Genomic DNA, 26476 nt, shown 5'->3' on the forward strand with positions numbered 1-26476 from the left:
ATTGCGGTGATTCGGTCGATTTCCCGCAATAGCTTCACACTCGGCGTGTGGTTAGAGCTTGGCGGCCAGCTCGGTGCCCTGACGGATGGCACGCTTGGCGTCCAGCTCTCCGGCCAGCGCCGCACCACCGATCACGTGGGCGTTGATCCCGGAATCCTTCAACACGTCATCGAGATCGCGCACCGACTCCTGGCCGGCGCAGATCACCACGTTGTCGACTTCGAGCACGCGCGGGTCCTTGCGCTCCTCACCAAAGCTGATGTGCAGCCCGGCATCGTCGATCTTCTCGTAGTTGACCCCGGCCAACTCGGTGACCTTTTTGGCCTTGATGGATGCCTTGTGCACCCAGCCCGTGGTCTTACCGAGGCCCTTGCCCAGCGATCCCTTCTTGCGCTGGCACAGGTAGACCTCGCGAACCGCCGGCGCCGGAATGGGTTTGGTGAGTGAACCGCGGGAATCGTGCTCCTCCGAGATACCCCATTCGGCGCGCCACTCCTTGAGGTTGAGCGTCGGTGACTCGTCGGTCGTCAGGAACTCGGACACATCGAAACCGATGCCGCCCGCACCGACGACGGCCACGCGTTTGCCGACGGGCTTGACCTGCTTGATGACCTCCGGGTAGGAGAGCACCATCGGGTGATCGATACCGGGGATGGCCGGTACCCGAGGCTTGACGCCGGTGGCGATGATGACGTCATCGAACTTGCCGTCGATGAGCTCCTGGGCGTCCACCCTCTTGTTCAGAAGCACGGTGACGCCGTACTTCTTGAGCATCGTGGTGTAGTACCGGATGGTCTCGTTGAACTCTTCCTTACCCGGAATCTTGCGGGCCATGTCGAACTGGCCGCCGATCTCGGGGTTGGCCTCAAACAGCACCACCTTGTGGCCGCGCTCGGCCGCGGTTACGGCGGCCGACAGCCCGGCGGGACCCGCACCGACGACGGCGACCTTCTTGGCACGCCGAGTGGGCAGCAGCTTGAGCGTCGTCTCATTGCCCGCCCGTGGATTGAGCAGGCAGCTGGCCTTCTTGTTCGCGAACGAGTGATCTAGGCAGGCCTGGTTGCAGGCGATGCAGGTGTTGATCTCGTCGGCGTGATCAGCGGAAGCCTTTTTCACCCAATCCGGGTCCGCAAGCAATGGCCGCGCCATCGAAATCAGTTGCACCTGACCGTCACTGAGGATCTGCTCGGCCGACTGCGGCATATTGATGCGGTTGGAGGCCATCACCGGGATGGTGACCTCCTGGGCGATCTTGTTGGACAGGTCCACGAAGGCGTTCTGCGGTACCGAGGTGACGATGGTGGGGACGCGCGCCTCGTGCCAGCCGATGCCGGTGTTGATGATGGTGGCGCCGGCCGCCTCGATTTCCTTGGCGAGAGCCACGATTTCGTCCCAGGTCTGACCGTCGGGGACGAGGTCGGCCATGCTCATCCGGTAGCAGATGATGAAGTTGGGGCCGACGGCCTTGCGTACCCGCTTGACCGTCTCCACCGCCAGCCGACGGCGATTCTCGGGGCTGCCGCCGAACTCGTCGGTGCGGTTGTTGGTGCGCGGTGCCAGGAACTGGTTGATGAGGTAGCCCTCGCTGCCCATGATCTCGACGCCATCGTATCCGGCGAGCTTGGCCATCTTGGCGCTGTTGGCGAAGTCGCGCACCACATTCCAGGCGCCCTTGGTGCTCAGCGCGCGGGGCTTGAACGGGGTGATGGGCGACTTAATGTTCGATGCACCCCGCTGCAGTGGGCTGTACCCGTATCGACCGGCATGGATGATCTGCAGCAGGATCTTGCCGTCGTTCTTGTGTACGGCGCTGGTGACGGGACGATGCCGGTATGCCTCAAGGGGATTGGACATCTTGCCGGCAAAGGGCAGTAGCCAGCCCTCGCGGTTGATGGCGAAGCCGCCGGTGATGATCATCGCGGTGCCACCCTTGGCGCGCTCCGCGAAGTACGCGGCCAGCGCCGGGATGTCCCAGATGCGATCCTCCAGGCCGGTGTGCATGGACCCCATGACGACACGATTCTTCAGCTTGGTGAATCCAAGGTCCAAGGGGGACAACAGGGTTGGGTACGGATTACTCATTATCTTCACTTTCATCAGTCCGGGCTGGGACATTTGGGCTGGACAAAGCTGAAATCATTTCGTCGCACCAATCGGTGAAGCCCTCTTCCATGCGGACACCGCCGCGTAGGACGAGATATTGATGCAGGGCCGCGCCGGTGAGCTGATCCGGAGCGGGAAACTGACGTTTTTCCATTTCGCGGTAGTTGTCGAGCATGACGGCGTGTGCGTCGCGTTGAACGCTGATGTGCTCGACCACTGCGTCGATCTCGCCGTAGGTGCCGGCGCGGACCTTGAGGGCTAGGTCGCGCATATCGGTGCCCTCGGCGCTGTTGACCCACCGGGACAACTCGCGATAGCCGAGCTCGGCAACGTCGTACACCTTCTTGGCGGGTCGCCCTTCCTGGTCGACGACGGTGCAGCGCAGCCAGCTGTCGTCTTCCATGCGGCGCAGGGTGCGATAGATCTGCTGGTGCGTAGCGCTGTAGAAGTATCCGATCGACCGGTCGAATCGGCTCGTGAGCTCATAGCCCGACCCGTTCTGCTCGGCCAGGGACAAGAGAAGTGCGTGCGCTAGGGCCATGGATGAGCCGCTTGCGCGAAGACCGAGGGCGCGGGATGAGCCGCTTGCGCGAAGACCGAGGGCGCGGGATGAGCCGCTTGCGCGAAGACCGAGGGCGCGGGATGAGCCGCATGCGCGAAGACCGAGGACACGGCAGCATGCTGGCACGAAACGAGACCCTATGCAACTTGTTGCAGTGCAACAGGCTGCATACGGGCGCCAGTTAAGTGTTGTCGCTGGTGAGACGGGCGTACCGATTGCCGCGCAACTTCCCATTTAACGGCTGCGCGCGTCTTCTGGACGTTGGGCCAAGTTAAACGTTAAGCTCGGTACCTGTAACCCGTGGATACGGTTAGATTGCCCTGGCGAGTTAGGACAGCCTGTGTCGCGAGGCACATTTAAAGACCGGGATACTGGCCGCAACGCAGGAACTGGACATCGAGGAGAGCTTCGTGACCTACACGATCGCGGAACCGTGCGTCGACGTTATGGATAAGGCATGTATCGAAGAATGCCCCGTCGACTGCATCTACGAGGGCGGGCGGATGCTCTACATCCACCCCGACGAGTGTGTGGACTGCGGTGCTTGCGAACCGGTGTGTCCGGTGGAGGCCATCTTCTATGAGGACGACGTACCGGACCAGTGGGTCGGGTACACCCAGTCCAACGCCGACTTCTTCGTAGACCTGGGTTCTCCCGGTGGCGCCGCGAAGGTGGGCAAGACCGAGTACGACCCACCGTCGGTCAAGGAGCTTCCGCCTATGGGTGAGGGACACTGAGCTCAAGGCGTATCCGGCGCGTGTCCGCATTGCTGCCGGAATTTCCCTGGGACACCATCGCTGACGCCAAGGCGACGGCCGCGGCGCATCCCGATGGGATCGTGGATCTGTCGGTCGGCACCCCGGTGGATAGCGTCGCACCGTTCATTCGTGACGCGCTTGCCGCGGCGAGCGATCTGCCCGGATATCCGGCGACCGCGGGCACGCCCGCGTTGCGGCAGGCAATCCGCGAAGCAGTGACTCGGCGATACGGTGTTGTCCCGTTGGCCGACAACGCCGTGCTACCGGTCATCGGCACCAAGGAGCTCATCGCTTGGCTGCCCACGCTGCTCGGCTTGGGCGCCGACGACTTGATCGTCATCCCCGAATTGGCTTATCCGACCTACGAAGTGGGTGCACGGTTAGCCGGGGTCCCGACGGTTCGGGCCGACTCGCTGACGCAGTTGGGGCCCCAGCACCCCGCGGTGATCTACCTCAACTCGCCGAGCAACCCGACCGGCGCCGTGTTGCCGATCGAGCACCTGCGCAAGGTTGTGGAGTGGGCGCGTGAACGCGGCGCCCTGGTCGTCTCCGATGAGTGCTACTTGGGTCTCGGATGGGGCGCCGAGCCGGTGTCTGTGCTCGACCCTCGGGTCTGCGACGGCGACACCACCGGATTGTTGGCCGTGCACTCCTTGTCCAAGACCTCATCACTGGCGGGGTATCGGGCCGGTTTCGTCTTAGGTGACGCATCGTTGGTCGGGGAGCTGCTCGCGGTGCGCAAGCATGCCGGGATGATGGTGCCGGGGCCGGTGCAGGCGGCAATGACCGCCGCGCTGAGCGAAGACGAGCATCAGCGGGAGCAGCGGGCACGCTACGAGCGTCGCCGCGACAAGTTGTCGAAGGCGTTGACGGGTAATGGATTCCGGATTGACCACTCCGAGGCCGGCCTGTATCTCTGGGCCACTCGGGGCAGCTCTTGCGATGACGCGCTGGCATATCTGGCGCAGCGCGGGATCTTGGTAGCACCCGGACGGTTCTACGGTCCCCGCGGTAAGGAACATGTGCGGGTCGCGCTGACCGCGACCGATGAGCGGATCGACACGGCGGTCTCCCGCCTCGCCGACTGACCGTCGAAGATCAGGACTACCACACGTAACGTCCCGCCGGATTTCGCCGTTACCTGAGGTTTCGTTGCGCAATCTTCGGAACCCTCGACACCCGCGGGCGAACAGGACCATGCTGGATGCATGGATGCCATCACCAATGTGCCGGCTCCCGTCAACGAGCCGGTGCTCACGTACGCTCCCCACACTCCCGAACGCGACCGATTGATCACGGCACTGTCGAACCTCACCACGACCGCCGTCGACCTGCCCCATGTGATCGGCGGAGTCCGCCGCATGAGCGATGGTGAGCGCATCGATGTTGTGCAGCCGCACAACCACCGCGCCGTGCTGGGCACCGTCACCAATGCCGGGCACACCGACGCCCGTGATGCGGTGGAAGCTGCCGTCGCCGCAAAAAACGATTGGGCGGCACTGTCTTTCGATGACAGGGCGGCCGTCTTCCTGCGGGCGGCGGATCTATTGTCCGGGCCATGGCGCGCCACGCTCAACGCGGCCACCATGCTGGGTCAGTCGAAGACCGCTTACCAGGCCGAAATCGACTCCGCGTGCGAGCTGGCGGACTTCTGGCGATTCAATGTGCAGTTCGCGCGACAGATCCTCGCCGAGCAGCCCAGCAGCGGCGACGGCGTGTGGAACCGGATGGAGTACCGCCCGCTGGAGGGCTTCGTCTACGCGATCACGCCCTTCAACTTCACCGCGATCGCGGGCAATCTTCCGACCGCCCCAGCGCTTTTGGGAAACACTGTGGTGTGGAAGCCGTCCATAACTCAGGCGTTCGCCGCGCACTTCACCCTTGAGCTTCTCGAGGCCGCCGGGTTGCCGCCCGGCGTCATCAACCTGCTCAACGGCGACGGGATCGCGGTATCCGATGTGGCGCTTGCCGACCCGCGCCTAGCCGGCATCCACTTCACCGGCTCCACCAAAACCTTCCAGCATCTGTGGCGTGAGGTGGGGGCGAATATCGACAGATACAACACCTACCCGCGGCTCGTCGGAGAGACAGGTGGCAAGGACTTCGTCGTCGCTCACGCGTCCGCGCGTCCAGATGTGTTGGCTACGGCGCTCATTCGCGGCGCGTTCGATTACCAGGGGCAGAAGTGCTCCGCCGCCTCCCGGGCCTTCGTGGCCCGTTCGGTCTGGGACAAAATGGGCGAACAGTTCCTTGACGACACCTCCGCATTGACCTACGGCGACGTCACCGACCTCACCAATTTCGGCGGAGCCGTAATCGACGAGAAGTCATTCACGCGCAATGCGGTCGCCATCGATCGTGCCAAGAGTGCCGGGGTGACGATTGCCGCCGGTGGCGAATACGACGACAGCGAAGGGTACTTCATCAGGCCCACCGTGCTGCTCTCGGACGACCCGACCGACGAGGCATTCTCGACCGAGTACTTCGGCCCGATCCTTGCGGTGCACGTCTACCCCGATGACGACTACGACCGCATCCTGGATGTTGTCGATACCGGCTCGCGGTACGGACTCACCGGTGCCGTCATCGCCGACGACCGTCAGGCCGTTCAGGCGGCCAGCGACCGGCTCCGGTACACGGCCGGGAACTTCTACGTCAACGACAAACCCACCGGTGCCGTTGTCGGCCAGCAGCCCTTCGGCGGCGGCCGGGCATCTGGCACCGATGACAAAGCCGGGTCGCCGCTCAATCTGCAGCGCTGGCTGTTGCCGCGATCCATCAAGGAAACATTCAACGCCCCAACGGAATACAAGTACCCTCATATGGAGCATGAGGATGGCTGAATGGTTCGGAAGAACGGCACGGCCCGTCATCCTGGCGGCCAGTAGGTCGGGACGTCTGCGCCATACTGCCGAACGGATGCCGCTAACCAGACAAGTGGTACGTCGCTTCGTCCCCGGTGAATCACAGGACGATGTGCTCGGAGCCAGTACGGCACTGCTGGATTCGGGACGATTCATCTCGATTGACTACCTGGGCGAGGACACCACCGACTCCGAGCAGGCCACCCGCACGGTTTCGGCCTACCTGTCATTGCTCGATGCACTGGCGCAGCGGCGTGACACCGTGCACACCGGCATGCGACCGCTGGAGATCTCACTCAAGCTCTCGGCGCTGGGACAAGCGCTGCCCCATGACGGGGAGCGAATCGCCCTGGAAAACGCTCAGCTGTTGTGCGCCAAGGCCGATGAGGCCGGTGTATGGGTCACCGTGGACGCCGAGGATCACACCACTACGGACTCAACCCTGAGTATCGTTCGCGAATTGCGTGCCGATTTCCCTTGGTTGGGTACCGTGCTGCAGGCGTATCTAAGACGTACCTACGCCGACTGCGCAGAGCTGTCCGGCGAGGGCTCACGCATCCGGTTGTGCAAGGGTGCCTACGACGAGCCCGAATCCGTCGCCCACCGGGACCCCGAGGACGTCGATGTTGCTTACTTGCGTTGTCTGCGCGTGCTGATGGAAGGTGATGGCTATCCGATGGTCGCCTCCCACGACCCAGCCATTATCGAGGCGGCCGGGGTGATGGCGCGTGAGACGAGCCGAGGTCCAGGCGATTTCGAATATCAAATGCTCTACGGGATCCGTGATGCTGAACAACGCCGCCTCGTCGGTGAGGGCCACTCTATGCGGGTGTACGTGCCGTTCGGTGAGCAGTGGTACGGGTACTTTGTGCGGCGTATCGCCGAGCGCCCCGCGAACATGACCTTCTTCCTGCGCGCGCTGCTCTCCCGGGGGTAGCTTTAGGCTGAACCCATGCTGTTGACGTCTCTTCACCCCAAGATGCCCGACCTCGCGGATGCGGTACGTATCGGTGAGGACAGCTGGGGCCGCGGCGACCTCGTGGGTGCTGCGACGGCGGCGGCCGAGCGGATCGGCGGAGCATCGGGACCGGTTGCCGTGCTGGCGCGCCCGAGCATCCAGACAGTGCTCGCGGTCATCGCCGGTCTCATCGCCGGGGTCCCGATCGTGCCGGTCCCCGCGGATGTAGGGATGGCCGAACGCCGTCACATCCTTGCCGACAGCGGGGCGGTCGGATGGCTGGGCGAGTTGCCTGATGAGTTGGAGGGATTGCCTCATGTACCGGTGCGTCTGCACGCCCGGTCGTGGCATCAATACTCCGAACCGCGCCCCGAGGCAACGGCACTCATCGTGTACACCTCGGGGACCACGGGCGCGCCTAAGGGAGTTCAACTGAGCCGCCGCGCGTTGGCCGCCAGCCTCGATGGGCTCAGGGACGCATGGGCGTGGGCACCCGACGACGTTCTGGTGCACGGGTTACCGCTATTCCATGTACACGGGCTGGTACTCGGATTGCTCGGATCACTGCGGGTGGGAAACCGTTTTGTGCACACCGTGAAACCGACGCCTGAGACCTATGCCGCCGCCCAGGGGACCTTGTACTTCGGCGTACCGACGGTGTGGTCGCGCGTCGCGGCGGACGAATGCTGTGCTCGGGCACTGTCTTCGGCTCGGCTGCTGGTATCGGGCAGTGCCCCGCTACCGGTGCCGGTTTTCGATGCGCTGCGCCGGCTCACCGGACACGCCGTCATCGAACGGTACGGCGCCACCGAAACCGTCATCACGCTCTCCACACGTTTCGACGGGGAGCGTCGCGCCGGTTGGGTCGGTCATCCGTTGACGGGCATCCAGACTCGTCTGCTGGCCGAGGACGGCACGGCGGCCCCACACGATGGAGAAACCGTTGGTCAGCTGCAGATTCAGGGGCCAACATTATTCACCGGCTACCTCAATCTGCCGGAGAAGACGGCGGAGGTACTTACCGAGGACGGGTGGTACCGCACCGGCGATGCCGCCGTCGTCGACGAGAGTGGAATGCATCGCATTGTCGGACGCGAATCCGTTGACCTCATCAAGTCGGGCGGCTATCGCGTCGGTGCGGGGGAGATCGAGACCGTGCTGCTGGGGCACCCCGACATCGAGGAGGCTGCGGTGGTGGGTGTTCCGGACGAAGACCTGGGGCAACGCATCGTCGCCTACATTGTCGGTGACGTGGCGGAGGCTGACGTCATTGATTACGTGGCACAACAACTATCGGTACATAAGCGTCCCCGTGAAGTGCGGCGTGTGGATGCATTGCCGCGGAACGCCATGGGCAAGGTACTGAAGAAAGAGTTGATCACGTGAACGTGACCGAGGAAGTCGTCGACCAGATCAATTGGCATTGGACATCGCAGCTGCGGCCTCGCTTCGACGGATTGACCGACGACGAGTACTTCTGGGAGCCGGTCCGCGACTGTTGGAGTGTGCGTCCACGCGACACCTCGACGGCGCCGTTGCTCGGCGGATCGGGGGAGTTCGTCATCGAATTCGCCGCTCCACCACCAGAACCCGCACCGGTCACCACCATTGCGTGGCGACTCGGCCACATCATCGTGGGCGTGCTCGGGGCGCGCATCGCCAGTCATTTTGATGGGCCGCCCGTCGACTACATGACCTACGACTACCCGGGTACGGCTGCCGATGCCCTGCAACGGCTCGATGTCATGTACGAGGCCTGGCGCGACGGGGTGCTGAGCAAGGACGAAACCGCGCTGGCGTTGCCGGTCGGACCGGCCGAAGGTCCGTGGGCCGAGAAACCGTTCCTGACGCTGGCGCTGCACATCAATCGCGAACTGTTGCATCACGGAGCGGAGATCGCGCTACTGCGCGACCTGTACGCCTGGCGTTAATGCCGAGACCGAGGTTGTGGCGAAAACGTGCGAGACGTTCTCGCCACAACCTCGGTCTCGATGCAGGGTTAGTTGGCGTGCAGGGCGGCGTTCAGCTCGAAAGCGCCACCGTCACGCGACACCACTTCGACCGCGCCGGTCTGCGAATTACGCCGGAACAGCAGGTTATTGGCGCCGGACAGCTCGAGTGCCTTGACGGTCTTGCCGTCGGGTGTGCCGACCTTGGTACCCGCCGTGACATAAAGCCCGGCCTCGACGATGCAGTCGTCGCCCAGGCTGATTCCGACACCCGAGTTGGCGCCCAGCAGCGAGCGTTGGCCCACCGAGATCACCTGGCTGCCACCACCGGACAGGGTGCCCATGATCGATGCACCGCCGCCGATATCGGAGCCGTCGCCCACCACGACACCGGCCGAGATACGGCCCTCCACCATCGACGCACCGAGCGTGCCGGCGTTGAAGTTCACAAAGCCCTCGTGCATCACCGTGGTGCCGGAAGCTAGGTGCGCACCGAGGCGCACCCGGTCGGCGTCGGCGACCCGGACACCCGTGGGCACCACGTAGTCGACCATGCGGGGAAACTTGTCGATACCGAATACCGTCACCACACCGCGGGCACGCAGCTTGGCCCGCACCGTCTCGAAGCCCTCGACGGCACACGGGCCGAAGTTCGTCCACACCACGTTGGTGAGCACGCCGAACAGTCCGTCCATGCTGGCGCCGTGCGGCTGCACCAGCCGATGCGACAACAGGTGCAGACGCAGGTAGGCGTCGTAGGCGTCGGCGGGCTTATCCGTCAGCGAGCCGATCGTGGTGCGCACCAACACCTTCTCCACGCCACGATCGGGGTCCGATCCGGCCAGCGCTGACAGTTCAGCGGGTGCGTCTGCCGCAGAGATCCGCTCGGTACCCGGCGTGCCGGGTGCATCGGTCGATTCGGGCGCCGGGAACCAGGTATCTAGTACCGATCCGTCTGCCGCGATGGTTGCCAGGCCAAGTGCTACTGCTCCGCTCACGTCGTACACGCTAGCCTGAATCGGTGCCGCTTGAACTCGCTGGTGACCCGGTTGCGCTGACCGCTGCCCTGGTGGACATTCCCAGTGAGTCCCGGCACGAGGCCCAGATCGCCGACGCAGTGGAGACCGCGCTGCGGGAACAGACCAGCGGTTTCGAGGTCATTCGCAATGGCAATGCGGTGCTGGCCCGCACCAACAACGGCCATGGCACCCGCGTGATGCTTGCCGGGCATCTCGACACCGTGCCCGCCGCCGATAACGTCCCGAGCCAGTGGAAGAGGGGGGAGGGCGGCGATCTTCTCTACGGCTGCGGCACCGTCGACATGAAATCGGGCGATGCCGTCTTCCTGCACCTGGCCGCCACGGTGACGCCCCGTGTCGACCTGACGTTGGTGTTCTACGACTGCGAGGAGATCGAATCCTCGCTCAACGGGCTCGGCCGCATCGAACGCGAACTACCGGAGTGGCTCGACGCCGACCTGGCCATCCTCGGCGAGCCCACCGCCGGCCTCATCGAGGCGGGCTGTCAGGGCACATTGCGTGTGGTCGTCCGGGCGGCCGGTACCCGTGCGCATTCGGCGCGGTCCTGGCTGGGCGACAACGCGATTCACAAGCTCGGTGCCGTGCTAGACAGGCTGGCGGCCTACCAGGCGCGCATCATCGACATCGATGGCTGCGAGTACCGGGAGGGCCTGTCCGCGGTGCGCATCGACGGCGGGGTCGCCGGGAACGTGATCCCCGACGCCGCGGCGGTCACCGTGAATTTCCGTTTCGCCCCCGATCGCACCCCGGAGCAGGCGCTCGCGCACGTCCTCGAAGTGTTCGACGGGCTCGGCGTCGAGATCGAACTCACCGACTCCGCCGCCGGCGCGCTACCTGGACTCGACCGTCCCGCCGCCGCCGAATTGGTCCGCGCGGCAGGAGGAGTGGTACGCGCCAAGTACGGATGGACCGACGTGTCCCGGTTCGCGGCGCGCGGCATCGCCGCGGTCAACTATGGACCGGGCGACCCCAACCTGGCGCACACCCGCGGGGAACACGTTCCGGTTCAGCAGATCACCGACGTCACCGAGGTGCTCCGGCGCTACCTCAGCGCATGACGGGCGAGGCATACGTACCCGGGGTTTGACCGAGGGTGCGCCGATACACGTCGATGAACGCACTTGGTGTGGCCCAACCACATTGATGCGCGACATAGGTCACCGGTTTGTCTTCCGCCAGCAGCCGCAACGCGTGATGAAGGCGGATCTGGGTGCGCCACTGCGGGTACGTCATCCCCATATCCGTGCGGAACAGCCTGGTCAGGGTGCGCTCACTGGCACCCACCTGCCGTCCCAACTCCGCCACGGTCCATACCGTGGTCAGGTCGCCCTCCACCAGGGCGCACGCCTCGGCCAGACGCTCGTCGCGAGGGGTGGGTAATTTCAGCGCCTGCTCCGGGCTGTGCCGCAGTTGGTCGACGAGAACGCCACGTAGCCTTGCGATTTCATCGCTGGGCAGCTCGCCCGGATCGGAGCAGCTGATGATCAGCTCACGCAGCAGCGGTGACACCGCGATCACCGTCGGGCTGCTCATCTCCACCACGTACTTTTCGGGATCGAAGCCCACCGAGTGAAACGCGGTAGGCCCGTAGAAGCGGTGTTCGTGACCGGCGCCGGCAGGTATCCACAACGCGCGGTTCGGCGGTGCGATCCAGGTGCCTTCGGCCGTCGTCACCGCGATGACGCCGGAGGCCGGGTACACGATCTGGTGCACCTCATGCCAGTGGTGGTCGATGCGATGGCCACCAGCCAACGACATCACTCCGGTGACGTGGCGGTTAATCAACACAAGATGGCACTTTATCGGAAGTTCACGTGATGGGGAATCCATAACCTTGCGTCGTGACCGATCTAGCGAACGATGAACAGCTGACTACCGAGCGAGTCATGCCCGCCGCTCCATCATCGACATCGGCGTGGAATCGCATGCGGTACTGGGTCATCGCACATGCCGTTGACGACTTCTATCAGGGTCTGGTGCCCGCGGCGATCCCGTTCTTCGTGTTGGAACGCCACTACAGCTATGCGGCGGCATCGGGTCTGGCACTCGCGGCCACCCTGGGCAGCGCCTTACCTCAACCGCTGCTCGGGATCATCGCCGATCGATGGAAGCTGCTGTGGATGGCCCCTGCGGGCCTGGCCGCCGCCGGGATCGGTGCCGGACTAGCCGGGATGATGCCCGGCTACTGGCTCGTCTGGACCATGTTGCTGATCTCCGGCCTCGGCGTGGCGGCCTTCCATCCCGCGGCGGGACGCGACGCTCGCCGCGATGCGGGCAACAGCGCCACCGCGATGAGCCTGTTCGCCGCGGGCGGCAGCGTCGGCTTTTTCCTGGCTCCGGCGTTGGTGACACCCGCGTTGGTGTCCTGGGGGCTCGATGCGACGGCCTGGTTCATCCCGCCGGCCGTCGTCATGGGATTTGTACTGTGGCGGTATCAGCTGCAGCAGGGATCAGCGACCTCTGTTGTGCGGGAGCTGACGGGACACGACCGCTGGGGCGCGTTCTCGATCCTCGTCGGCGTCGAAGTGGTGCGTTCGGCCATCTACTTCGGCATGAATACGTTCATCGCCTTGTATCTCATCGACCATCTGGGCGCGTCCGCCGCTCTAGGCGGCGTGGGGCTGGCGATGTTTCTGGGGGGAGGCGTGATCGGCACGCTGCTTGGCGGCCGGATCAGCGACCGCATCGGCATGATCGCGACGATCCGGATCGGCAGCGTCGTTGCCATCCCGGCCTTCGTCGCCCTGCGGGTGTCCCCGCAGCCGTGGATCGCGCTGGCGTTGGCGGCCCTCGCCGGAATCGCGGTCAACATCCCGTTCGCGGTGCTGGTCAAACTCGGGCAGGACTACCTGCCGACGCGACCGGGAACGGCCGCCGGGGTGACGTTGGGTTTGGCGGTGAGCGTCGGCGGGTTCTTCGTCCCGCTGCTGGGAATCTTGGCCGACCACCACGGTCCTGAGGCGGTGCTGACGGCACTTTGCTTCGTGCCGATTCTGGCGATCGTGCTGGCCTTCCTGTTGCCGCGTCCCGAGCGGGAATAGGGGCCCGAACGCGACGGGTTGGCCGAGAGGTGAAACTCGGAGTGGCCATCGGCCGACCTCTCAGCGTGCAAACCGACACCAACCTCGTCGACTCGTTCATCGCGCACGGGCGCAGGGTGGCCGAGGCCGGGATCAGCACGCTCTGGCTCGGGCAGATGTACCACTATGACTCCATAACCATGGCCGCAGTGGTCGGGCAGGCAGTTCCCGGTGTCACCGTGGGGGTTTCGGTCATTCCCATCAATCCGCGCCACCCCATCGAGGTGTCCGCCGCGGCGCAGACCGCGCAGGCCGCGACCCATGGGCGGTTCCAGCTGGGGCTGGGGCTCGGCGCGCCGACGATCGAGGGGCCGAGCTATGGCCTGCGCGTGGAAAAACCCATCCGCCGCCTGCGCGAATACCTGACCACGTTGCGGCAACTGCTGGACACCGGAACCGCGGATTTCCATGGCGAAACACTCACCGTCGCACCAAAATTCACCACCGCTCATCCTGGTGGCGAGAACGTTCCGGTGTTGGTGGCGGCCATGGCGCCGCAGGCGCTGCGCGCCACCGGAGAGCTGGCCGACGGCACGATTCCCCTGCACGCCGGACCTCGGGCGCTGGGTCAGCAGATTGTGCCCGTCATCAACCAGGCCGCCGAGCGGGCCGGACGACCGCGGCCCCGCGTCATCGCCGGAGTGGCCGTCGTCGTCACCTCCGACCCGGACCGGGTGCGAGCCTTGGCGATCGAGGACATGGCGTTTTACGAGACAATCCCGTCGTATCGGAAAGTGCTTGAAGCCGAAGGTGTTCAGCACACCGGGGAACTGGCGATCATCGGCGACGAGGTGCATGTGGCCAAGGGGCTGCAACGATACTTCGACTCCGGTGCCACCGAAGTCTTCGCGAGCCACACGGAGCTGGGCGGGCCCGACGACGAGGCGCGCACCCTGGCGCTGCTGGGTGAGCTCAGCACCTCTCGCCGACACGCCCGTTAGCGGCGGATGTGTGCGATACGAACCCGTCATGAGATGGCGTGTCGGCGAGTTTGAGGTCGGCCCTTAGGCTGGCAAGGTGCCCGAAAGTACCGAACCCCAGCTACACGGACCGGTTCAGCTGCGCCGTGATCGCTGCGAGAACATCACCGCCGACCAGCGACTCCTGGATACCCGAGACACCACAACCTGGACGCATACCGACCCATGGCGGGTGCTGCGCATCCAGGGCGAATTTGTCGAGGGATTCGACGCACTTGCGGAAACCCCCAAGGCGGTAACGGTTTTCGGCTCGGCCAGGACAAAGCCGGATTCACCCGAATACCGGCTCGGTCGTGAGCTGGGGATTGCCCTCGCCAAGGCGGGATACGCCGTCATCACCGGCGGCGGGCCGGGCGCCATGGAGGCCGCCAACCGCGGCGCCAGCGAATCGGGCGGCTACTCGGTAGGCCTGGGCATCGAGCTGCCCTTCGAACAGGGCCTCAACGAATGGGTGGACCTGGGCATCAACTTCCGCTACTTCTTCGTCCGCAAGACGATGTTCGTCAAGTACGCGCAGGCATTCGTCTGTCTGCCCGGCGGGTTCGGCACCCTCGACGAGCTCTTCGAGGCGCTCACCCTGGTGCAGACCCGCAAGGTCACGCGCTTCCCGATCATCCTGCTCGGCACCGAGTACTGGTCGGGCCTGATCGACTGGATCCGCGGCACGCTGTTGCCTGCCGGCAAGATCGGCGAGCAGGACATCGCGCTGCTCTCGGTGACCGACAGTGTCGAAGAAGCCGTGGCGGCGATCCTTCAGGCCGAGGCAGCCAACGGAAATGGAAGCGGGGCACGTTCATGAGTTGGTCGGTCTGCGTGTACTGCGCCTCTGGGCCTCGACACCCAGAACTGCTGGACCTGGCTACCCGGCTGGGTACCGCCATCGCCGAACGCGGCTGGACCTTGGTATCCGGCGGCGGCAACGTCTCGGCCATGGGTGCAATAGCCCAGGCGGCCCGCGCAGCCGGCGGACGCACCATCGGCGTCATCCCCAAGACCCTGGTGCACCGGGAGGTCGCCGATACCGACGCCGACGAACTCGTGGTCACCACCACCATGCGCGAACGCAAGCAGATCATGGAGGACCGCTCCGATGCCTTCATCACGCTGCCGGGTGGAATCGGGACCCTCGAAGAGGTTTTTGAGACGTGGACGGCCGGCTACCTGGGATTACACGAGAAGCCGGTGGTGCTGCTCGACCCCGACGGTCATTACACCGGGCTGCTGAGCTGGCTCGACGAACTACAGGACAAGGGTTACGTGGCGGCCCCCGCCCGGGACAGGCTGCTGGTGCACACCGATATCGGTGCCGCATTGGACGCGTGTAAATCTACGGATTGACGGCGCCTGACGGTTCGTCAACAATGCGGTGAGCCAATACCTACCGGGCGGTAAGAAACGTGGATGACCCGCTTGCGGGAAGACCAAAAGTGTGGATGAGCCGCTGGCGCGAAGACCGAGAACAGGGAGACCTAGATGTCTGCAAGTAGTGCCATTCCGTCCACCGCCCGTGAACGGGTCCGGCTGACCGAGGTGCTCGCACAGCTGCCCGGCATAGCTTTTGACCTGCCGATCATGGCGCGCGGCATCATCAGCGGTATCAAGTCCAGCCCCACGGGAAATTGGTCGATCGGGGCGGTATTCGCTCAGCGCGCCGCCAAACACGCTGACCGGGTCTTCCTGCGTTTCGAAGGTCAAGACATCACCTATGCGCAGGCGAATGCCACCGCCAACCGCTATGCCGCCACCCTTGCCTCGAAGGGCGTCGGGCGCGGCGACGTGGTGGGCATCATGCTGCGCAACTCGCCTCAGACGGTGCTGCTGATGCTGGCCACCGTCAAACTCGGCGCCATCGCCGGCATGCTCAACTACAACCAGCGCGGCCATGTGCTGTCCCACAGCATCGGTCTGCTTGATGCCAAGCTGCTGATCAGCGATGCCGAATTCGTTGACGTCGTCAATGAATCCGGCGCCAATGTGGTGTCGCTGATGACCGGCGATGAGCTCGACAGGCTGTCAGTCCTGGCGCCGACCAGCAATCCTGCTGTCACCGAAGCCGTGATGACCAAGGATCGGGCCTTCTACATCTTCACCTCGGGCACCACCGGGCTGCCGAAAGCCAGTGTGATGACCCACTATCGGTGGCTGCGGGGCATGTCGGGTATCGGCGACATGGCATTGCGGCTGCGCCCCAACGATGTGCTCTACAGCTGTTTACCGCTCTACCACAACAACGCGCTGACGCTGGCGGTCTCGACCACGATCAACGCCGGCGCCACCCTGGCGATCGGCAAGTCATTCTCGGTGTCGCGGTTCTGGGACGAGGTGATTGCCAGCCGTGCAACGGCTTTCATCTACATCGGCGAGCTGTGCCGATACCTGCTCAACCAGCCCGCCAAGCCCACCGACCGCCAGCACAAGGTGCGGGTCATCATCGGCAACGGACTGCGGCCGGAGCTGTGGGGCGAGTTCACCCAACGGTTCGGCATTAAGCGGGTGTGCGAGTTCTACTCCGCCAGCGAGTCCAACACCGCGTTCGTTAACGCCCTCAACATCGACCGCACCGTCGGGATCTGCCCGATGCCCATCGCCTACGTCAAGTACGACGTGGAGACCGGTGAGCCGCTGCGTAATTCGAAGGGTTTCCTGACCAAGGTGGGTGCGGGTGAGGCCGGCCTGCTGATCAGCAAGATCACCAGTCTCTCGCCGTTCGACGGGTACACGGATCCGTCGGCATCGGAGAAGAAGCTGGTGCACGACGCCTTCAAGAAGGGCGACACCTGGTTCAACACCGGCGATCTGATGCGCAACCTCGGCTGGGGCCACGCGGCATTCGGTGACCGGCTCGGTGACACCTTCCGGTGGAAGGGCGAGAACGTGGCCACTACCGAGGTGGAGGCCGCAATCGACCACAACGGCGCCGTCGAGGAGTCGACGGTCTTCGGCGTAGAGGTGCCCGGGACCGACGGGCGCGCAGGGATGGCCGCGGTCAAGTTGCACGACGGCGTGGAGCTCGATCCAAAGGCGCTGGGCGACACGGTGTACCAGCACCTGCCCGCCTACGCGCTGCCGCTGTTCATCAGGATCGTCGACAGCCTGGAGCACACCACCACCTTCAAGAGTCGCAAGGTGGAATTGCGCAACGAGGCCTTCGGCGAGGCGGTGACCGACCCGGTGTACGTGCTGGCCGGCCGCAGCGAGGGATACGTCCCGTTCTATCCCGAGTACCCGGCCGAAGTGGCGGCCGGGCAACGTCCTAAGGGCTAAGGGTCCCAAGGGATAGGCCCCCAAGGGGTTACTGTTCGGAGCGTGGGAGTCAGCCGACGAGTGCGCGCCTCGCGGCGCCGTCAACGCCGGGTGAAGCTTGCCGACAATGACCTCACTGATGCCGAATGGTCCGCGCTGGTAGCGGCGTGGGGTGGCTGCGCCTACTGCGGTGCAACTGGATTGGCTTTGCAGCGTGACTGCGTGCAGGCGATCTCCCGGGGCGGGCGCTACACGCGCTCAAATGTCGTGCCCGCCTGTGCATCCTGCAACGCAAGTAAATGCAATGCGGAAGTCACCAGCTGGATGCGGCGTAAACGGCTCGATGAGAGCGCCTTCCTGCGCCGGTACGTGGAGGTCACCGCGACGCTGGCCTAGCGCCCCGTTGCGTTCGCCGAGTGTGATGTCACCGTGGTGTATCTGCCGTTTTTTCGGTGACGTCACACTCGGCGCAGGCGTCAAGGCCTTGGCCTGCACAATGAGGGCGTGCAGGAGACGTTCTGTGGGAGACCCGTCCGGACGGACCGTGCGCTCATCATGGCGATCGTCAACCGCACGCCCGACTCCTTCTACGACCGCGGCGCCACCTTCACCGACGACGCCGCTCAGGCCGCCGTGGACAAAGCGGTGGCCGACGGCGCGGATGTTGTAGACATCGGCGGCGTTAAGGCGGGCCCTGGCGAGAACGTCGACGCCGAGGCGGAGATCGCGCGGGTAGTGCCGTTCATCGAATGGGTGCGCGGAGCCCATCCGGACCTGCTGATCAGCGTCGACACCTGGCGCGCTGAGGTAGCGGATAAGGCCTGTGCGGCCGGCGCCGACCTCGTCAACGACACTTGGGCGGGCACCGATCCAGACCTACCTGCAGTGGCGGCCGCGCACGGCGCCGGTTTGGTTTGCTCACACACGGGCGGCGCGGAACCGCGGACCAGGCCGTTCCGGGTGAATTATGGGACTGAAGTGCACGGTGTGGTTGACTCCGTCATCGCCGAGGTGACGGCTGCGGCCGAGCGCGCGGTAGCGCTGGGCGTGGCCAAGGATGCGATTCTGATCGACCCGACCCACGATTTCGGCAAAAATACCTTCCACGGGCTCGCTTTGTTGCGCCAGGTAAACGATCTCGTTAAGACCGGGTGGCCAGTGTTGATGGCGTTGAGCAATAAGGATTTCATCGGGGAGACTCTTGGTGTGGGACTGACGGAACGACTCGAGGGCACTCTCGCCGCGACCGCGTTGGCGGCGGCGGCCGGTGCTCGCATGTTCCGAGTACATGAAGTCGGACCCACTCGCCGCACGCTGGAAATGGTGGGCTCCATCGTGGGAACCCGTCCGCCGGCGCGAACAGTGAGGGGGTTGGCATGACCGCAACTGTTGGAATTGACTCAGGTTGGATCTCGCCGGCTCCGCGTCTCCCGGGCTGGCTGGACACCCACAGCTGGAACCGGCCCGAATGGACTGTTGAACAGCTCATCGCCGCGAAGAAGGGCCGCACCGTATCGGTGGTGCTGCCCGCGCTTAACGAGCAGGAGACCGTCGCGGCCGTCGTCGACACCATCAGCCCGCTGCTGGGCGGTCTGGTGGATGAGCTGATCGTGCTCGACTCCGGCTCCACCGACGACACCGCGATCCGTGCGGTGGCCGCCGGGGCGCGAGTCATCAGCCGGGAGCAGGCGCTGCCCGAGGTGCCGCCCACGCCCGGTAAGGGTGAGGTGCTGTGGCGGTCGGTGGCCGCGACGACGGGCGACCTGATCGCATTCGTTGACTCCGACCTGATCGACCCCGACCCGATGTTCGTGCCACATCTGTTGGGCCCGCTGTTGTTGGGGCAGGGCATCCATCTTGTGAAGGGCTTCTACCGGCGTCCGCTGAGGGTGAGCGGCGCCGAGGACGCCAACGGTGGTGGACGAGTCACCGAGCTGGTGGCCCGGCCCATGCTGGCGGCGCTGCGGCCCGAGCTGAGCTGCGTGGTGCAGCCGCTGGGCGGCGAGTACGCCGGAACCCGTGAGCTGCTGTCGTCCGTGCCGTTTGCGCCCGGCTACGGCGTGGAGATCGGCTTGCTGATCGATACCTACGACCGGCTGGGGCTGAATTCCATCGCCCAGGTGAATCTGGGTGTGCGCAGCCATCGCAACCGGCCGCTGGTCGAACTCGGGGTGATGAGCCGTCAGGTGATGGCGACCATGCTGTCGCGGTGCGGCATTCCGGATTCCGGAGTGGGGATCACTCAGTTCTTCGCCGACGGTGACGGGTTCACCCCGCGTAGCTCGACGGTCTCGTTGGACGACCGTCCGCCGATGAACACCCTGCGCTGACCTCATCTTTTCGTCGAGTGAGAGCGCCAGCGCTCACTCGACGAAGCTGTCAGATCTTCTGGATTTCTCGCTCGCCCTCGGTGGGCGACCACACCGTGACGACCATGTGGCCACCATCAAGCCGGACTGCGGACGCCCCCTCGATATCGGCGACGTAGAACGGCGCGAACCGGCGTTCGCGCAGATCGAATCCGATCGTGGCGTAGAGATGCTCGGCGAAGGCGGCATGCAGATCGAGATCTTGCTCGTCGCGCACGGTGCCCCAGACCTTCGCGTCGCCCTCGACGATGTGGGTGTCGGTGGAGGCAGTGTGCAGCTCGAACCGGGGATCACGGGCCAAGTCGCCGAGCTTGGTGGTGCCAGGCATGCCGCCGACGATGAGTCGGCCATCGAAGACGCGTGGCTCCATCGGGCTGATGCGTGGGGCGCCGCTGCGGCGAAGCGTCGAGAGAAAGCACAGATTGCGCGTCGCGGCGTGGCGGCGGACGAAGACTTCGGTGATCGTCGGAGCTTGTTGCGTGAACTCTTGCCAGGAGGTCATCACCCCACGGTAGGTCCGATTGTCGGACCTCGCTGGCAAGATCGGTGTCGTGACGTTCGCACTGACATATCTGCTGGTTCTCATCGCGGTGGCCGCCGTGCTGTTCGTGTTGGGCTCGACGCTCTTTGGTCGCGGTGAGGAGCTGCCACCCCTACCCAAGGGCACCACCGCCACCGTCCTGCCGGCCGAGAAGGTGACCGGCCCTGACGTGGATGCCGTCAAGTTCTCGCTGGTGTTTCGCGGGTACAAGGCCAGCGAGGTCGACTGGGTACTGGACCGGCTCGCCCGGCAGATCGACAAACTGCGTGCCGAGCTAGACGAGGTGCAGGACGCCCGCGCCAGGACCGAAGCCCATGTCGAGTAAGGAGCCCACCCGCTGCTCCTGGGCCGTCGACCCGCCCGGATCCACGTTATACGCCGAGTACCACGACACCGAATGGGGACGCCCGTTGCGCGGACGCGACGCCATGTTCGAGCGGTTGTGCCTGGAGGCGTTCCAGAGCGGCCTGTCCTGGATCACCATCTTGCGTAAACGCGAGGGGTTCCGGCGTGCGTTCGACGGATTTACTCCGGAGACCGTCGCTCGGTACGGCGACAAGGACATCGCCCGGCTGATGGATGACGCGGAGATCGTCCGCAACCGCGCCAAAATCGTATCGACCATCTCCAACGCGCGGGTTGTCGTCGATCTGGACACCGATCTTTCTGACCTGTTGTGGTCGTTCGCACCGAAACGCCGCGCCCGGCCACAGCGCGTTTCCGACGTCCCCGCCGTCACCGACGAATCCACGGCGATGGCGATCGAACTCAAGCGTCGTGGGTTCCGTTTCGTGGGTCCTACCACGGCATATGCACTGATGCAGGCCACCGGGATGGTGGACGATCATGTGCGGTCCTGCTGGGTTCCACGAGTCGATACCGCACCTGCCGGATAGCTCAGTTGAGGGTCTGCTGTCCCCAGATGTTCGCGATAGGGAAGAATGGTCCAGTGAAACGGCAGCTCAGATAGGGAACAATGGTCTGAGATGCCGAACACCCTTGGCAGGAATTTGGAGGGAGCAACACGATGGCGGCCATGAAGCCCCGAACAGGCGACGGTCCTCTCGAGGCTACGAAAGAGGGGCGCGGGATCGTCATGCGCGTGCCACTGGAAGGTGGCGGTCGCCTGGTGGTCGAGCTGACCCCCGATGAGGCTGCCGCGCTCGGCGACGAGCTCAAGAACGTCACCAGCTAGGACTCCTCCCGCGGGAGGTACCCCCACCCGCGGGAGGGTGGCCTTAGCGCACCTTTTCGTAGATCTGCAACGTCATCTCCGCGATGTGCGCCCACGAGAACTCCTCGATACATCGCGCTCTTCCCGCAGTGCCGAATTCTTTGGCACGCGTAGGATCGGCGACCAACGCATTGACCGCATCGGCGAGCCCCGCCTCGAATGCGGCGGCCTCGCTGCTCTCATACGCCACCAACGTTCCGGTAACGCCGTCCGCGACCACTTCGGGTATCCCGCCGACGCGTGAGGCGACGACAGCCGTTCCGCACGCCATGGCCTCGAGATTCACAATGCCGAGCGGTTCGTAGATCGACGGGCACACAAAAACCGTTGCTGCGGAAAGCACTTCCCGCAGCTTGTGGGTGGGCAGGAACTCGCGTATCCAATGCACTCCCGGCCGTACGGCGGCCAACTCGGTGACGGCGCCGGTGATCTGCTCGGCGATTTCCTGGGTGTCCGGCTCACCGGCGCACAGAATCACCTGGATCTCGGGGTCGAAGTGGTGCGCGGCGGCGACTAGATGCCCGAGTCCCTTCTGCCGGGTGATCCGTCCGACGAATACGACAATCGGGCGCGCCAGATCCACACCCAGCTCGGCAAGCACCGACCCGGGTTGAGCGATCGCTTCCGCCGGGTCCACCGGGTACCAGGTAGCGGTGTCGATTCCGTTGCGCACCACGTGAATCCGGCTGGGGTCCAGGTCCGGGTAGGTCGCCATTATGTCCTCGCGCATCCCGCTGCTGACCGCGATGACGGCATCGGCTGCGTGCATTGCGGTGTGTTCCACCCACGACGACACCCGGTATCCGCCGCCGAGCTGCTCGGCCTTCCACGGACGGCGCGGCTCCAGAGAATGCGCGGTCACGACGTGCGGGATGCCGTGCAGCAGCTTGGCCAGATGCCCGGCCATGCCCGTGTACCAGGTGTGCGAATGCACCACCGCCGCCCCGGCGGCCCCGGCGGCCATCCCCAGATCGGCCGACAGCGTCGTCAGTGCCGGATTGGCGCCGTCCAACGCGGGATCGGGTCGATGCACGTGTGCGCCGTCGCGGGGCACGCCCATGCAGTGCACCTCGACGTCGCAGAGTGTGCGCAGCTGAGCCACCAACTCGGTGACATGCACCCCGGCCCCGCCGTACACCTCGGGTGGATACTCCCGTGTCATCATTGCCACCCGCATAGCCACGACCGTAGTAGGTGGCTCGGATGAACGCAGGCTCGCCACGGGGCGTAGCGCTGGCCGCTTATGCCGCATGCCGATAGGTTGATTGCTATGAGGGCATCGCCACACGTTCTGGGGATCGTGCTTGCCGGCGGTGAAGGCAAGCGGCTCTACCCGCTGACCGCCGACCGTGCGAAACCGGCGGTGCCCTTCGGAGGTGCCTACCGCCTCATTGACTTCGTGCTGAGCAACCTGGTCAATGCGAGATTTCTGCGGATTTGTGTTCTGACCCAATACAAGTCGCACTCACTTGACCGGCATATCTCGCAGAATTGGCGACTCTCGGGTCTGGCAGGGGAGTACATCACGCCTGTTCCCGCGCAGCAGCGGCTCGGTCCGCGCTGGTACACGGGTAGCGCCGATGCCATCCATCAGTCGCTCAACTTGATCTATGACGAGGACCCCGAGTACATCGTGGTGTTCGGTGCCGATCACGTGTACCGGATGGATCCCGAGCAGATGCTCGACTTTCACATCGACAGTGGGGCGGCGGTGACGGTCGCCGGCATCCGGGTGCCCCGCGCGGAGGCCACCGCGTTCGGTTGCATCGACGCCGACGATACCGGCCGGATCCGCGAGTTCGTTGAGAAGCCGGCGGATCCTCCAGGGACCCCAGATGATCCGGACGCCGCTTTCGTCTCGATGGGGAACTACATCTTCACCACGAAGGAACTCATCGACGTTATCCGTGCGGACGCCGAGGACGACCACTCAGATCACGACATGGGCGGCGACATCATTCCGCGGCTGGTGGCCGACGGCCGTGCCGCGGTCTACGACTTCAACACCAACCTGGTGCCGGGGGCCACCGAACGCGATCATGCGTACTGGCGTGATGTCGGAACCCTCGACGCCTTCTACGACGCTCACATGGATCTGGTGTCCGTGCACCCGGTGTTCAACCTGTACAACCGGCGCTGGCCGATCCGCGGCGAGTCGGAGAACCTGGCCCCCGCCAAGTTCGTCAACGGCGGTTCCGCGCAGGAGTCGGTGGTGGGCGCCGGGAGCATCATCTCGGCAGGGTCCGTCCGCAATTCGGTGCTGTCCTCGAATGTCGTTGTCGACGACGGCGCCGTCGTCGAGGGCAGCGTCCTGATGCCCGGGGTGCGCGTGGGTCGTGGTGCCGTGGTCCGGCACGCGATTCTGGACAAGAACGTGGTTGTCGGGATTGGCGAGCAGGTCGGCGTCGACATCGAACGCGACAGGGAACGGTTCAACGTCAGCGCGGGCGGTGTCGTCGCCGTCGGCAAGGGCGTCTGGATCTGACGTGGTTCGCACGCCGGTGTCGATGTATGCGTCGATCCGCGAATGTCGAGTCGCGACAACACAATCAACCGTCGTTGGTCTCCCGTAACGCAGGCAGTGTGGCCAATCGGTTCACCGCCCGCCGGATCGTGGCCGGCTTGAGCTGTCCATATCCGAGAACCAGCCCGGGGCTCGACATGTCTGGACGGGCCCGGTAGTCATCGAGGTCCGTGATGTAGATACCGCGGCTACGGGCTTGTTCTACCGCCGCTGAGGCTGAAACACCTTGACGCAGTGACGCTAAGACGTGCAGCCCGGCCTCGGCTCCGGTGATGTGGTCGATGGCGGGGATTCGCTCCAGCGACCGCAACATGGTCAGGCGGCGGTCTTGATAGAGCCTGCGGACACGGGCAATGTGCCTGGCGAGTTCGCCACTGCTCAGTAAGTGGGTGACAGCTTGCTGTACCGGGGCAGCTACGGTCGTGCCCAACATGTCGCGAGTTTCCAGGACAGGACCCAGCAGGTGGGTTGGCACTCGTAGGTAGCTGAGCCGGAGTCCGGGGTCCAGGACTTTCGACATCGTTCCCAGGTAGATCGTGCTGGCGGTTGTGTCCAGGCCGGCCAGGCTGGGGAGGGGCGAGACGCCGAACCGGAACTCGCTGTCGTAATCGTCCTCGATCAGGATCACTCCTGCCCGGTTCGCCCATCGCAAGATGTCGCTGCGCATGTCGGGGGCGATCCGATGGCCTAGAGGGTACTGATGGCTGGGTGTCAGATACGCTGCTGCGATTGATGTTTCAGTGGATTGAAGGTTGGCCAGAAGTTGGTCGGGGTCGGTGACATCCACCGGCTCCCACGACACCCCGAGGGCGTGGAAGGTCCGTCGTACCGCGGGGTAGCCGGGGTCTTCGACGGCGACCGTACGTCCCTGCCACCGGAAGGCAAGTGCGAGAAGGGTTAACGCTTCCGAGGTTCCGGCGCACACCACGATCTGCCGGGGGTGGCACGGGAGTCCGCGGGACGATCCCAGATATGCCGACAACGCCTCACGTAACTCGAGGCAACCTGGTGGCGGGGGAGGCGTGGTGGAGGGTTCGATCGACCGCCAGGCTGCGCGCCAGCCGGCCCGTGAAATGTCTTCGGGGTTGAGATCGCCTGGGCGCATATCGATCTCGATATCTTGCCCCGAGGAGGTCTCTGACTGATCTAGATCGTGGTCGGTGCTGCTCGTGGCGTCCAGGCGGCGAGATACCACAGTGCCGGAGCCTTGAGAGGACTCGATCCAGCCCTCGCCTTCCAGTTCTTGAAGCGCCGATACGACGGTGCTCCTGGACACGCCCAATCCTGTTGCCAACGCGCGGCTCGACGGCACCGGACGGCCTGATGGGAGCAAGCCGGATTCCAGGGCATTTCGAAGCTGCTGGACGATCTGTGCCCGAATGCTCACGCCGGACGCACGGTCAATTCTCATCGGGATGTCCAGAGTCAAGCCAACACCTCACCGCAACGTGGCCCGAATGTATCGCAGGTCAACGGCATCATCTCACACCCGCACTGGACTGGTCGAAATCAGAGAATGTGGTCTGTTGTCCCAGAGCCGCTTCGCGGCACGATGGGCCCCATGACAGTAAGCGCGACGAATGCCGGTGACCGACTGCTCGACTCCCCAGACCTTCAGGTGCACCGCTATAAGTGGCTGCAACGGCGTGAGCGGTCCGACCTGTTCGCGGTTTTGGATGCAGGGACCATTGCCCATGTCGGTTTTGTCCGTCCGGACGGTAAGCCGATGGTGATTCCCATGGCGTATGCGCGGGACGGCGATTTTCTTCTCATGCATGGGTCTTCAGGCGCGGGTTTGACAAAATCTGTCAACGCGGGTGTCGAATTGGTCGCCACGATCTCCATCTTCGATGGTCTCGTTTTCGCGCAATCACTGTTCGACTCAACGGTAAATTACCGTTGTGCAATGGTTTTCGGCAACGCGATCGATGTTCCGGCGGAGGAACGCGAGGGCTGTATCCGCACAATCTCGGACCGCCTGATGCCAGGTCGATGGGCAGAAGTGCGACCACCGACGAAGCGAGAATTGGCCGCTACCCACGTGTTACGGCTGCCGCTGGACCACGCCAGCGTCAAGGTCCGTGAAGGGCACCCCACCGAGGACCCCAGCGCCGGGATATGGACTGGATATCTTCCATTCGAATCTTCCATCGGGGAGCCTGTGCCCCAGCCCGGTGTCGATGCCGTGCAGGCTCAATCCATCACAACGGCTGCGGATGCGTGGAGCGAGCGGCTGCTACGGCCATCATGGGATAGCTGAACGTAGGGTGT

Annotated in this window: 27 protein-coding genes; 20 read left to right on the top strand and 7 right to left on the bottom strand. The window is 64.6% G+C overall.

Features of this window, described 5'->3' with window-relative positions; genetic code table 11:
- Positions 1 to 51: 51 nt before the first annotated feature.
- Both FZI91_RS10115 and FZI91_RS10120 read right to left on the bottom strand, forming a co-directional pair.
- The gene (locus tag FZI91_RS10115; protein WP_162525803.1) at positions 52 to 2082 is read right to left on the bottom strand and encodes an NADPH-dependent 2,4-dienoyl-CoA reductase; all 2031 of its coding nucleotides are present in this window, start codon (positions 2080 to 2082) and stop codon (positions 52 to 54) included.
- Positions 2075 to 2644, bottom strand: a complete 570-nt coding sequence (locus FZI91_RS10120; protein WP_155938875.1) for a PadR family transcriptional regulator — start codon at positions 2642 to 2644, stop codon at positions 2075 to 2077. Before FZI91_RS10120 ends, FZI91_RS10115 begins: the two co-directional genes overlap by 8 nt.
- Positions 2645 to 3075: 431 nt before the next feature.
- Between FZI91_RS10120 and fdxA the strand changes: the two genes are divergently transcribed.
- From fdxA to FZI91_RS10150, 6 genes are all read left to right on the top strand, one after another.
- Positions 3076 to 3402, top strand: coding sequence for a ferredoxin (gene fdxA, locus FZI91_RS10125; protein ID WP_162525802.1), 327 nt, complete (start codon positions 3076 to 3078; stop codon positions 3400 to 3402).
- Positions 3403 to 3422: 20 nt separating this feature from the next.
- Complete coding sequence (gene dapC, locus FZI91_RS10130) at positions 3423 to 4511, top strand: succinyldiaminopimelate transaminase (RefSeq protein ID WP_162525801.1); 1089 nt, start codon at positions 3423 to 3425, stop codon at positions 4509 to 4511.
- A 120-nt stretch (positions 4512 to 4631) separates the two neighbouring features.
- Positions 4632 to 6266 (top strand): L-glutamate gamma-semialdehyde dehydrogenase, encoded by a 1635-nt coding sequence (gene pruA / locus FZI91_RS10135; RefSeq protein WP_155938878.1) that lies wholly within the window; start codon positions 4632 to 4634, stop codon positions 6264 to 6266.
- The gene (locus FZI91_RS10140) at positions 6259 to 7224 is read left to right on the top strand and encodes a proline dehydrogenase family protein (RefSeq protein WP_162525800.1); all 966 of its coding nucleotides are present in this window, start codon (positions 6259 to 6261) and stop codon (positions 7222 to 7224) included. The genes pruA and FZI91_RS10140 overlap by 8 nt, the downstream gene beginning before the upstream one ends.
- 15 nt (positions 7225 to 7239) lie before the next feature.
- A complete protein-coding gene (locus FZI91_RS10145; protein WP_155938880.1) occupies positions 7240 to 8631 on the top strand; it encodes an acyl-CoA synthetase in 1392 nt (463 codons plus the stop codon).
- On the top strand, positions 8628 to 9176 hold the full coding sequence (locus tag FZI91_RS10150; protein WP_162525799.1) for a DinB family protein: 549 nt from the start codon (positions 8628 to 8630) through the stop codon (positions 9174 to 9176). Before FZI91_RS10145 ends, FZI91_RS10150 begins: the two co-directional genes overlap by 4 nt.
- A 68-nt stretch (positions 9177 to 9244) precedes the next feature.
- Here the strand turns inward: FZI91_RS10150 and dapD are convergent, their stop codons facing one another.
- Positions 9245 to 10192, bottom strand: coding sequence for a 2,3,4,5-tetrahydropyridine-2,6-dicarboxylate N-succinyltransferase (gene dapD, locus FZI91_RS10155; RefSeq protein WP_162525798.1), 948 nt, complete (start codon positions 10190 to 10192; stop codon positions 9245 to 9247).
- Between the two features lie 23 nt (positions 10193 to 10215).
- On the opposite strand from dapD, the gene dapE reads away from it, so the two are divergent.
- Complete coding sequence (dapE, locus tag FZI91_RS10160; protein WP_162525797.1) at positions 10216 to 11292, top strand: succinyl-diaminopimelate desuccinylase; 1077 nt, start codon at positions 10216 to 10218, stop codon at positions 11290 to 11292.
- Here dapE and FZI91_RS10165 read toward each other — a convergent pair.
- Positions 11282 to 12022 (bottom strand): helix-turn-helix transcriptional regulator, encoded by a 741-nt coding sequence (locus tag FZI91_RS10165; RefSeq protein WP_162525796.1) that lies wholly within the window; start codon positions 12020 to 12022, stop codon positions 11282 to 11284. The genes dapE and FZI91_RS10165 overlap by 11 nt on opposite strands.
- A gap of 53 nt (positions 12023 to 12075) precedes the next feature.
- On the opposite strand from FZI91_RS10165, the gene FZI91_RS10170 reads away from it, so the two are divergent.
- The 8 genes from FZI91_RS10170 (at position 12076) to FZI91_RS10205 (ending at position 19867) form a co-directional block, all read left to right on the top strand.
- The gene (locus tag FZI91_RS10170) at positions 12076 to 13275 is read left to right on the top strand and encodes an MFS transporter (protein ID WP_162525795.1); all 1200 of its coding nucleotides are present in this window, start codon (positions 12076 to 12078) and stop codon (positions 13273 to 13275) included.
- Positions 13276 to 13304: 29 nt separating this feature from the next.
- Positions 13305 to 14255, top strand: a complete 951-nt coding sequence (locus tag FZI91_RS10175; RefSeq protein WP_162525794.1) for a TIGR03564 family F420-dependent LLM class oxidoreductase — start codon at positions 13305 to 13307, stop codon at positions 14253 to 14255.
- Between the two features lie 76 nt (positions 14256 to 14331).
- Entirely contained in the window at positions 14332 to 15093 is a 762-nt protein-coding gene (locus FZI91_RS10180; protein WP_162525793.1) for a TIGR00730 family Rossman fold protein, read from the top strand.
- Positions 15090 to 15632 (top strand): TIGR00730 family Rossman fold protein, encoded by a 543-nt coding sequence (locus FZI91_RS10185; RefSeq protein WP_155938883.1) that lies wholly within the window; start codon positions 15090 to 15092, stop codon positions 15630 to 15632. Before FZI91_RS10180 ends, FZI91_RS10185 begins: the two co-directional genes overlap by 4 nt.
- 135 nt (positions 15633 to 15767) lie before the next feature.
- On the top strand, positions 15768 to 17558 hold the full coding sequence (gene fadD6 / locus FZI91_RS10190; protein ID WP_155938884.1) for a long-chain-acyl-CoA synthetase FadD6: 1791 nt from the start codon (positions 15768 to 15770) through the stop codon (positions 17556 to 17558).
- A 42-nt stretch (positions 17559 to 17600) separates the two neighbouring features.
- Positions 17601 to 17933, top strand: a complete 333-nt coding sequence (locus FZI91_RS10195; RefSeq protein ID WP_162525792.1) for an HNH endonuclease — start codon at positions 17601 to 17603, stop codon at positions 17931 to 17933.
- 108 nt (positions 17934 to 18041) lie between these two features.
- Positions 18042 to 18917: a dihydropteroate synthase gene (gene folP, locus FZI91_RS10200; protein WP_162525791.1), complete on the top strand. Its 876-nt coding sequence runs from the start codon at positions 18042 to 18044 to the stop codon at positions 18915 to 18917.
- On the top strand, positions 18914 to 19867 hold the full coding sequence (locus tag FZI91_RS10205; RefSeq protein ID WP_155938886.1) for a glucosyl-3-phosphoglycerate synthase: 954 nt from the start codon (positions 18914 to 18916) through the stop codon (positions 19865 to 19867). Before folP ends, FZI91_RS10205 begins: the two co-directional genes overlap by 4 nt.
- Before the next feature lie 49 nt (positions 19868 to 19916).
- On the opposite strand, the gene FZI91_RS10210 is transcribed toward FZI91_RS10205, so the two are convergent.
- Positions 19917 to 20408, bottom strand: a complete 492-nt coding sequence (locus tag FZI91_RS10210; protein WP_155938887.1) for a pyridoxamine 5'-phosphate oxidase family protein — start codon at positions 20406 to 20408, stop codon at positions 19917 to 19919.
- Between the two features lie 49 nt (positions 20409 to 20457).
- Here FZI91_RS10210 and FZI91_RS10215 point away from each other — a divergent pair, with 49 nt between their 5' ends.
- From FZI91_RS10215 to FZI91_RS10225, 3 genes are all read left to right on the top strand, one after another.
- Positions 20458 to 20772 (top strand): DivIVA domain-containing protein, encoded by a 315-nt coding sequence (locus FZI91_RS10215; RefSeq protein WP_309224075.1) that lies wholly within the window; start codon positions 20458 to 20460, stop codon positions 20770 to 20772.
- Positions 20762 to 21343, top strand: a complete 582-nt coding sequence (locus FZI91_RS10220) for a DNA-3-methyladenine glycosylase I (RefSeq protein ID WP_155938889.1) — start codon at positions 20762 to 20764, stop codon at positions 21341 to 21343. The genes FZI91_RS10215 and FZI91_RS10220 overlap by 11 nt, the downstream gene beginning before the upstream one ends.
- Positions 21344 to 21474: 131 nt before the next feature.
- Complete coding sequence (locus tag FZI91_RS10225; RefSeq protein WP_005059648.1) at positions 21475 to 21642, top strand: DUF3117 domain-containing protein; 168 nt, start codon at positions 21475 to 21477, stop codon at positions 21640 to 21642.
- Positions 21643 to 21685: 43 nt separating this feature from the next.
- Here the strand turns inward: FZI91_RS10225 and glgA are convergent, their stop codons facing one another.
- Positions 21686 to 22858 (bottom strand): glycogen synthase, encoded by a 1173-nt coding sequence (glgA, locus tag FZI91_RS10230; RefSeq protein WP_155938890.1) that lies wholly within the window; start codon positions 22856 to 22858, stop codon positions 21686 to 21688.
- Between the two features lie 93 nt (positions 22859 to 22951).
- Here glgA and glgC point away from each other — a divergent pair, with 93 nt between their 5' ends.
- Entirely contained in the window at positions 22952 to 24166 is a 1215-nt protein-coding gene (gene glgC / locus FZI91_RS10235) for a glucose-1-phosphate adenylyltransferase (RefSeq protein WP_155938891.1), read from the top strand.
- A 64-nt stretch (positions 24167 to 24230) separates the two neighbouring features.
- Here glgC and FZI91_RS10240 read toward each other — a convergent pair whose 3' ends face one another.
- Entirely contained in the window at positions 24231 to 25634 is a 1404-nt protein-coding gene (locus tag FZI91_RS10240) for a PLP-dependent aminotransferase family protein (RefSeq protein WP_243733965.1), read from the bottom strand.
- Positions 25635 to 25766: 132 nt separating this feature from the next.
- Between FZI91_RS10240 and FZI91_RS10245 the strand changes: the two genes are divergently transcribed.
- On the top strand, positions 25767 to 26465 hold the full coding sequence (locus FZI91_RS10245; protein WP_155938892.1) for a pyridoxamine 5'-phosphate oxidase family protein: 699 nt from the start codon (positions 25767 to 25769) through the stop codon (positions 26463 to 26465).
- Positions 26466 to 26476 lie beyond the last annotated feature (11 nt).

The organism is Mycobacteroides sp. CBMA 271 (genome assembly GCF_009729205.1).
In the GTDB taxonomy this organism is placed as follows: Bacteria; Actinomycetota; Actinomycetes; order Mycobacteriales; family Mycobacteriaceae; genus Mycobacterium.